The following is an 8,480-nucleotide window of genomic DNA, read 5'->3' as shown; positions in this document are numbered from 1 at the left end:
GGTGTCAACTCGACACGCTTTTCGTCGAGTTGACACCCCTTCTCGCATGTGGCCCGCTCTTGGTGCGGCTCGTGACGGGACCCACCGCCAACGCAACTCTCTGAGCAACCGGCGGCCGCCCAACGCAACAGGCGTGCCATCTACCCGCAGGCGGCGCTACCCCCCGATCAGATTGCCGGGGGTCTGGGGGCAGAGCCCCCAGGGGAAGCAAGCAAGGCAACCAGGCCGCCAGCACGGTGACCCACCCACCCAGTCGCAGACAGACCCCCTACGAAACCAGCGGCTGAATCCCCCACCGAGCCCCCCAGGACTCCCCAGGCGAAACCCAGATCAAATCCACCCCGGAGTTCAACGCATCCGGCGGACAGGTCATCGGCTCAACAGCAACAGCCCGCCCCCGCCCAGGATAAGAATCGGGCGTGTAAACCTGAACCCACCGAAACGCCGGATCCGCCCAAACCTCAACCCCACCGTCCACCGAGACCAGCGTGTGACGCACCAGCCCGTCCGCCCCAGGCTCACACCCCCCGAACGGCGTGTCCAACCGAACCCCGTCCAACCCCCGCCCACCCCGGAAGTCGAACTCGGTCCCCTCCACCGGCACGGCCACCCCAGAAGGCACCATCCGCTCGGTGTCCAACGGCAGCACGGTCGTCGCGGCCAGCGTCAACGTGCACGAGTCGGTCGAAGCGTTCCCGGCCCGAGGGTAGGGATGCGTGCCGACACCGAACGGCGTGGCGACGTCCCCGACGTTCGTGACCCCATGCGTGACCGTCAGCCCACGATCATCCAGCGCATAGGACACCGTGACGTCCAAAGCAGCAGGCCACCCGGCCTGAGGCTCGATCAGCGCCCGCAACGACACCAGCGACCCGGTGTGCTCCAGAACAACCCACGGACGCCGCCGAAGCAGCCCGTGAATCGCGTTCCCACGAGCCGGTTCGGTGACCTCGAGCTGCTGCCGAACCCCGTCCAGCACCCAGGACGCGCCGGCGGTCCGGTTGGGCCAGGGAACCAGCACGGCCCCTGCGCTCATCGGCGGCTTCTCGTCCTCGCCGAATGTCTCCACATACGGGACACCGTCCACCTCGAAAGACCGAAGGCCCGCGCCTACAGTCGTGATCACGGCGGTGGCACCCTCGTACGAGATCCCCAACATGAGGCTGAAGCCTACGGGGCCTGCGGAAGGATTTGCCCATGAAGGTTCATCACCTCAACTGCGCCACGTTCAGGCCGCCCCTGGTAGCGGGCGGTCTCGTGGCCCACTGCCTGCTGATCGAGTCCGATCAGGGCCTCGTGCTGGTCGACACGGGCTTCGGCATGAACGAGGTGACCAACCCGAAGGCGACGATCGACGGGCTGAGCCGCAAGCTGCTCAAGCCGGTGCTCGACATCACCGAGACGGCGATCAGCCAGGTCGAGCGGCGCGGCTACACGGCCGACGACGTCCGGCACGTCCTGCTGACCCACCTCGACCTGGACCACGCGGGCGGGCTGCGCGACTTCCCCAAGGCCACCGTCCACGTGCTGGACACCGAACTCGAAGCCGCGACGAACCCCCGCAACGCCAAGGAACGCGCGCGGTACCCGAAGGCGCAGCGCGACGGCGTCACGTTCGAGACCCACAAGGCGGAGGGCGAGGACTGGTTCGGCTTCCAGGCCGTCAAGGACGTACCCGGCCTGCCGGACGACGTCCTGATGGTGCCGCTGATCGGCCACACCCGCGGCCACACGGGCATCGCGGTCAAGGGCGACGACGGCTGGATGCTGCACGCCGGCGACGCGTACTTCTACCGCGGCGAGGTCGAAACGCCGCCCAGCAACATCTTCGCGCTCAAGCTCACCGCCAAGCAGACCGAGACGATCCGCGAGCAGCGTCTGTCCAATGTGGAACGTCTGAAGGAGCTCAAGGCACGGGGCGAAGTCGAGGTGTTCTGCGCGCACGACCCGGTCGAACTGGCACGACTGGCGTGACGTTCATCCACAAGATCCGCCTCGACCAGGTCGACGACACGCACCGCTACCCGTTCACGCTCCCGGTCGTCCAGCACCTCATCAAGCACCCGCTGGAGCTCAAGCGGCCCATCACGTTCCTGACCGGGGACAATGGCGCGGGCAAGTCCACCCTGGTCGAGGCGATCGCGGTCGCGGCCGGGTTCAACGCCGAGGGCGGCACCCAGTCGTTCCACTTCGCGACGAAGGCGACCGAGTCGTCGCTGGGCGACTACCTGATCCTGAGCTGGGGCACCAGAAAGCCCCGCACGGGCTTCTTCCTGCGCGCCGAGTCGTTCTACAACGTCGCCACCGAGATCGACCGGATCGGCGAGGGGATTCACGCGTCGTACGGCGGGAAGTCGTTGCACGAGCGCTCACACGGCGAGAGCTTCATCGACCTGATGAACCACCGGTTCGGCAGCAAAGGCCTTTACGTGCTGGACGAGCCGGAGGCCGCGCTGTCCGTCAAGGGCTGCCTCACGGTCCTGAGGCGCATGCACGAACTCGTCGAAGAGGGTTCGCAGTTCATCATCGCCACGCACTCGCCGATCCTGCTCGCGGCCCCGAACGCCACGATCCTCGAAATCACCGACACGATCGACGAAATCGACTACGACACAGCGGAACCGGTCCGGCTCACCCGCAACTTCCTGGGTGAGCCGGACCGGTTCCTCAAACACCTGCTCGACTGAGAACTACTTGCCGAGGTTCTCCGGGTGGGTCTCCACCTTGCCGTGCAGCACGCGGTTGATGCCCCACAGCACAAGACCGGCCAGCAGCAGCCATCCCGCGATCTTGTAGTCGTCGAACGGACGCCCGGACGTCCACGGGATCGCGAGGTACGCACACGTGATCGCGCCGAGCACCGGCGCCCACGTGGGCGCCCGGAAGTGCTTGTGCTCCGACTTCTCCTTGCGCAGCACGAGACACGCGACGTTGACGATGCTGAAGACGATCAGCAGCAGCAACGACGTCGTGCCACCGAGCTTGCCGATGTCCGCGGTCGACACCAGGATCACCGCGACGCCGGTCGTGAAGACGATCGAGATCCACGGCGTGCGGCGGAACGGGTGCACGGCGCCGAAGAACTTCGGGATGATCTTCTCGTTCGCCATGCCGTACAGCAGGCGGGACGCCATCAGCATGTTGATCAGGGCCGAGTTGATGACGGCCAGCAGGCCGATCAACGCGAAGATCCACAGCGGGAAGCCGGGCGCGCCGACGGTGACGACCTTCAGCAACGCGCTGCTGCCGGCCTTCGCGAGCTCGTCGGCCGGGATCAGCAGCGACGACGTGATCGCGACGAGCACGTAGATCAGGGCCGCGATGCCCATGCCCCACAGCATCGCGCGCGGGAAGATCTTGACCGGGTTGCGGCACTCCTCCGCCATGTTGACCGAGTCCTCGAAGCCGACCATCGCGAAGAACGCGAGCGCGGTGGCCGAGGTGACCGCGAGCACCACGTTGCTGCCGGACGGGACGTGGATGTCGGTGAGCCTGCCGGGCTCGCCGTCGCCGTTGATGACGGCCCACGCGCCGATCAGGATGATGATCACCAGGCCGGACAGCTCGATGCAGGTCAGCACCACGTTGGCCTTGACCGACTCGGACACGCCGCGGAAGTTGATGATCGCCAGCGCCGCGATGAAGACGATCGCGATGCCGGTGATGACCAGCGACTCCGGGCTGAGCGCGAGGTCGAAGAACTCCACCAGCAGCTGCCGCAGGTACGTGCGACCGAACGCGAGAGCGGCCGACGACGCCGAGGTGATTCCCGAGCACATGACCGCGAACGCGACCATGAACGTCAAGAAGTGGATCCCGAACGCTTTGTTCGTGTACAGCGCGGCACCGGCGGCTCTGGGGTACTTGCCGACCAGTTCGAGGTAGCTGAACGCGGTCAGGAACGCCACCACGAACGCGAGCAGGAAGGGCAGCCAGAGAGCGCCGCCGATCTTGCCTGCCACGTTGCCGGTGAGGGCGTAGATGCCGGTCCCGAGGATGTCGCCGACGACGAAGAACAGCAGCAGCTTCGGGCCTATCGCCCGATGTAGCTCTGGTTGCTCCGTTTGTGGAGTCGCTTCAGCCATGCCCGAAGATTCTGCCCGTTTTGCCTGGCTACCAGCGGGAACGGACGCCTACCTCACCCAATTGGTGTAACAATTCCCGCATGGGAGTTCGACTGAAACTCGCGATCATCGCCGCCGTGACGCTGACCGCCTGCTCGTCCCCGACACCGGCCGAGAACGCCTCCCAGCACCGCGACGTGAAGAGCATCATCGCCGCGGTGACCAAGTCGATCAACGAGAAGGGGACCTACCGCTTCAGCATCACGCCACCGCCCACGGGAGGCGGCGTGCGGGCCCCGTCCAGCGGCTCGATCCGGCTGGGCGGCGAGGTCCCGAGCATGGACGCGACCACCAAACGTCCCGTGCAGACCGACGGCGAGGCAGTCGAACTACGACTCGTCTCCACCACGAAGGACACCGCGTTCGTGAAGCTGCCCACGACCGTTTTCGGCCTGCCCGCGGACAAGCCGTGGGTGAAGCTCGACCGCAAGGCCGACGACGACTTCACCACGACGGTGCTCGGCTTCCACGACGTCGTCTACCAGCAGGCGGCCTTCACGACGTACCACCTGCCGGTGATGGAGGCGGGCGGCGAGCTCAAGCTGACCGCGGAGATCAACGGCCACACGCGCTACTCGATCGCCGTCGACTACCAGAAGGCCTACGACACGCTGAAGGACGAGGGCCTGCGCGCCGAGGTCAAGCTCGCGCTGGACCAGAAGGTCCCCGGCTCCACCGGCGAGATCGAGCTGGACGAGAACGGCCTGCCGGTGCGCATCACGTTCGTCACCCAGTTCCAGGGCGTGCAGATCGTCGACGAGGCCCGCTTCACCGACTGGGGCGGCGATGTGCAGATCAGCGAGCCGAACCCGGCCGAGATCAGCTCGCGGAACTGACGCGGTAGCGCCAGATCGCCGGCAGCACCGCCACCATCGCGACGGACGCCACGACCACCAGCAGACCACCGACCGACACCGCGGCGGCCGTGCCGAACGCCGCGCCACCCGTGCCGTGCAACAGGTCCGCGATGCGCGGCCCACCCGCGACGACGACGATGAAGACGCCCTGCATCCGTCCGCGCATCTCGTCCGTAGCGGCCGACTGCAGGATCGCGCCGCGGAACGCCATCGACACCATGTCCGCAGCGCCCGCCAAAGCCAGGAACCCGGCCGCGACCCAGATCGACCCGGCCAGCCCGAAGCCCATGATCGCGAGCCCCCACCCGACAACAGCGAGTGTCAGCGCAACGCCGTGCCGACTGACGTTCGAGATCCACCCGGACGTGAGCCCGCAGATCACCGCGCCAACGGGAATCGCCGCGAACAGCACGCCGAGCGCGAACCCACCCCCGGCCGGGTCGCCGAACGTGTGCTGGGCCATCTCCGGGAACAGCGCCCGAGGCATGCCGAACACCATCGCGATGATGTCCAGCAACATGCTCGCCATCAGCACCTTCTGCGCCCACAGGTACGTGAAGCCGTCGAGCACGTCCCGCAACCCGGCGCGCCGAACCACCCCGTCCAGCGGCGGCATCGGCGGCAACTTCCACACCGCGTAAACGGTGACGACGAGCGCAATCGCGTCCACCAAGTACAGCGTCGAGAGCCCGACGATCGGCATGAACGCACCGGCGAGCAACGGCCCGAGCACCGCACCGAACTGCATGACCGTCGACCCGAGCGCACCGGCCGACGGCAACAGCTCGGCAGGCACCAGCCGAGCGATCGAGGCGGACCGAGCAGGCGCGTTGGCCGCGAAGAAGACCTGTTGCAGGCCGAGCAACGCGATCACCAGCCACACCGAGCCGATGTTCATCGCGGCCTGCGCCCACAGCAGCACCGACGAGACGGCGATGCCGATGTTCGTGACGAGCAGCAGCTTGCGCCGGTCGACCGTGTCCGCGATCGCACCGCCCCACAGCCCGAACACCAGCAACGGCACGAGCGCCACACCAGCGGCGATGCCGACCCACGCGGACGACCCGGTGAGGTCGTAGACCTGCTTGGGCACAGCAACGGCGGTGAGCTGGGAGCCCACCGCCGTCACGATCGTGGAGAGCCACAACCGGCGATACGCGACGATCTTCAACGGACGAGTGTCGATCACGAACGTCGAGCGCGCGCTTCTCCCCACAGTGGCCACTTGGTTAGCCTATGGCAACTAACAAGCCTTTTACGGAGATGTGTCGCCAAGACCACTCGTCAGAGGCGGACGGGGTACACCGGCTCCGGCACCTTCGGGCTGATCCGGCCCTCGACGAAGATCCCGTGCCAGATCATGAAGCACAGCAGTGACCACAACTGCCGGCTGCGGTCGAACTGCTCGGACTTGTGCTCGGCGAGCAGGTCCAGCACAGCGTTCTTGTCGAGCAGGTGACCGGTCTGCGAGTCGTTGATGATCCCGCGCGCCCAGTCGTACATCTCGTCGCGCAGCCACAACCGGATCGGCACCGGGAACCCGAGCTTGGGCCGGTTCAGCACGTGCGCCGGAATGATCTTCGCCAACGCCCTGCGCAGCGCGAACTTAGTCGTACCTTCAGTCAGCTTCTGGTCGAGAGGCACCTCGGCCGCGACCCGGAACACCTCGGGATCGAGGAACGGCACGCGCAACTCGATCGAGTTGGCCATCGTCACCTTGTCGGCCTTGACCAGGATGTCGCCGCGCAACCACGTGTAGAGGTCGATGTGCTGCATGCGCGCAACGGGATCCCAGTCCTCCGACTCCCGGTACCAAGGCGCGGTGACGTCCTTGAAGCCAATCCCCTCCACATAACCGGGGAACACCGCACGCACCTGATCATCACTGAAGTTGCGAGCGTTGCCGTAGTACCGGTCCTCCAACCGAAGCGCCCCACGCCGCAAGAGGTCCTTGCCGCGCACACCCTCTGGAATGGACTTGGACACAGCGCCCATCAACTTCCGAACGCCACCAGGCACCTTCTCGAAGGGCGCCAACGACAACGGCTCGTGGTAGATCACGTACCCGCCGAACAGCTCGTCCGCACCCTCACCGGACAACACAGCCTTGACGTACTTACGCGCTTCCTTCGCGATGAAGTACAGCGGCACCAACGCGGGGTCCGCCACCGGGTCGTCGAGGTACCAGAGGATGAGCGGCAGCTCCTCCATCATCTCGTCGGCAGACACAGTCCGAACCACATGCCGCACCCCGATAGCCGCGGCCGTCTCAGCGGCAACATCGACCTCGGAGTACCCGTCACGATCAAACCCGCTGGTGAACGCGATGAGGTTCGGGTTGTGCAGCTTCGCCAACGTAGCCGTAGCCGTGGAGTCGATACCGCCAGAGAGAAACGCACCGACCGTGACATCGGGGTCAGAAATCATGTGCTTGGACACCGAATCACGCATGACGTCAGCAATGCGCTCGTACAGCGCCTCAGCCTCGTGCGCCCCGTTGACGGGCCGAGGCGAGAACACGGGCTTGAAGTACCGGTTGAACAGCACCTGCCCACCAGGCGACACCCGGAACGACGTCCCGGACTCAACCCGCCGAATCGCCTTGTGCAACGACTCAGGCTCAGGCACGTACTGAAGCACCAGGTAGTGCTGCAACGCGGTCTGATCCAGCTCCTGACTGATGCCAAGAACCCCGGTCAGCTGCAACAAACTCTTCTTCTCAGACGAGAAGCCAACCCCACCGGGCCCAGCGGCCCAGTACAACGGCTTGATCCCAAACGGATCGCGAGCGCCGAAAACCACCCGCTCCTGCGCGTCCCAGATCATGAACGCGAACATGCCGCGCAACATCTTGACCCAGTCAGCCCCAAGGAAGTGATAGCCGGCGACGATGGCCTCGCCATCCCCCTTGGTCTTGAACTGCGCCCCGAACTTCCGCATGAGCTCCGAACGAAGCTCCTTGTAGTTGTAGATCTCGCCGTTGAAGTTCAGCGTGTACCGCGTCGGGTTCTCCGGCGGCCCCCACACCAGCGGCTGATGCGAGTGCTCAAGATCGATAAAACCAAGCCGGTTGAACCCGTAGACGACCTCGGCATCAGCCCAGGTGTCCTGCTCGTCGGGCCCACGGTGCCGCTGGCAGCGCAGTGCTGCGGCCACAGAGGCACGCGCGGAGACCGCAGCTGCTTCGGTGGAACAGATGAGTCCGAGCACTCCGCACACGTGAAATCGCACCTCGTAGCTAGCTGTTGCTGAAATCCCAGTATGCCGAAGCCGGGATCGGACATTCTCCGCAGCCTGAAGACGCCTGAGTGACCAGTCAGGTTCACCGCCACGACCACCCAACCGCCGCGAAGCCGAAGGCGAGCCGTCCTTACCGAACGGGCTGGGCGGTGGGTCCCGTCACGAGTCGCGCCATAGCTCTTGCTGCACCTGAGGGGTGGGGGGGAAGGGGGACCCCGTTAGGGGACAGTGCCCCACCCCCCCACGGTGGGCCCCCCCG

At 65.9% G+C, this 8,480-nt stretch carries 7 protein-coding genes; 3 read left to right on the top strand and 4 right to left on the bottom strand.

Going from position 1 to position 8,480, the window contains the following annotated elements; all coding sequences use genetic code 11:
* Nucleotides 1-268: 268 nt before the first annotated feature.
* Complete coding sequence (locus ACH413_RS48285; RefSeq protein WP_360049310.1) at nucleotides 269-1,159, bottom strand: aldose 1-epimerase family protein; 891 nt, start codon at nucleotides 1,157-1,159, stop codon at nucleotides 269-271.
* A gap of 38 nt (nucleotides 1,160-1,197) precedes the next feature.
* Between ACH413_RS48285 and ACH413_RS48280 the strand changes: the two genes are divergently transcribed.
* Entirely contained in the window at nucleotides 1,198-1,974 is a 777-nt protein-coding gene (locus tag ACH413_RS48280) for an MBL fold metallo-hydrolase (RefSeq protein ID WP_360049311.1), read from the top strand.
* Nucleotides 1,971-2,687, top strand: coding sequence for an AAA family ATPase (locus ACH413_RS48275; RefSeq protein ID WP_360049313.1), 717 nt, complete (start codon nucleotides 1,971-1,973; stop codon nucleotides 2,685-2,687). Before ACH413_RS48280 ends, ACH413_RS48275 begins: the two co-directional genes overlap by 4 nt.
* Nucleotides 2,688-2,690: 3 nt before the next feature.
* On the opposite strand, the gene ACH413_RS48270 is transcribed toward ACH413_RS48275, so the two are convergent.
* Nucleotides 2,691-4,085 (bottom strand): APC family permease, encoded by a 1,395-nt coding sequence (locus ACH413_RS48270; RefSeq protein WP_360049315.1) that lies wholly within the window; start codon nucleotides 4,083-4,085, stop codon nucleotides 2,691-2,693.
* Between the two features lie 80 nt (nucleotides 4,086-4,165).
* Here ACH413_RS48270 and ACH413_RS48265 point away from each other — a divergent pair, with 80 nt between their 5' ends.
* Complete coding sequence (locus ACH413_RS48265) at nucleotides 4,166-4,960, top strand: hypothetical protein (protein WP_360049316.1); 795 nt, start codon at nucleotides 4,166-4,168, stop codon at nucleotides 4,958-4,960.
* Here ACH413_RS48265 and ACH413_RS48260 read toward each other — a convergent pair.
* Together ACH413_RS48260 and asnB are read right to left on the bottom strand one after the other, a co-directional pair.
* Nucleotides 4,944-6,206 (bottom strand): MFS transporter, encoded by a 1,263-nt coding sequence (locus ACH413_RS48260; RefSeq protein ID WP_360049318.1) that lies wholly within the window; start codon nucleotides 6,204-6,206, stop codon nucleotides 4,944-4,946. The two genes, ACH413_RS48265 and ACH413_RS48260, sit on opposite strands and share 17 nt — an antisense overlap.
* Nucleotides 6,207-6,265: 59 nt before the next feature.
* Nucleotides 6,266-8,200, bottom strand: a complete 1,935-nt coding sequence (gene asnB / locus ACH413_RS48255) for an asparagine synthase (glutamine-hydrolyzing) (protein WP_360049319.1) — start codon at nucleotides 8,198-8,200, stop codon at nucleotides 6,266-6,268.
* Nucleotides 8,201-8,480 lie beyond the last annotated feature (280 nt).

It is taken from the genome of Lentzea sp. NPDC020367 (assembly GCF_044387305.1).
Lineage (GTDB): Bacteria > Actinomycetota > Actinomycetes > Mycobacteriales > Pseudonocardiaceae > Lentzea.
This window is presented reverse-complemented; position numbering and strand designations above follow the sequence as displayed.

Coding starts and splice junctions, on each gene's coding strand:
- ACH413_RS48285 (WP_360049310.1), bottom strand. CDS start 1,159: ATGTTGGGGATCTCGTACGAGGGTGCCACCGCCGTGATCACGACTGTA.
- ACH413_RS48280 (WP_360049311.1), top strand. CDS start 1,198: ATGAAGGTTCATCACCTCAACTGCGCCACGTTCAGGCCGCCCCTGGTA.
- ACH413_RS48270 (WP_360049315.1), bottom strand. CDS start 4,085: ATGGCTGAAGCGACTCCACAAACGGAGCAACCAGAGCTACATCGGGCG.
- ACH413_RS48265 (WP_360049316.1), top strand. CDS start 4,166: ATGGGAGTTCGACTGAAACTCGCGATCATCGCCGCCGTGACGCTGACC.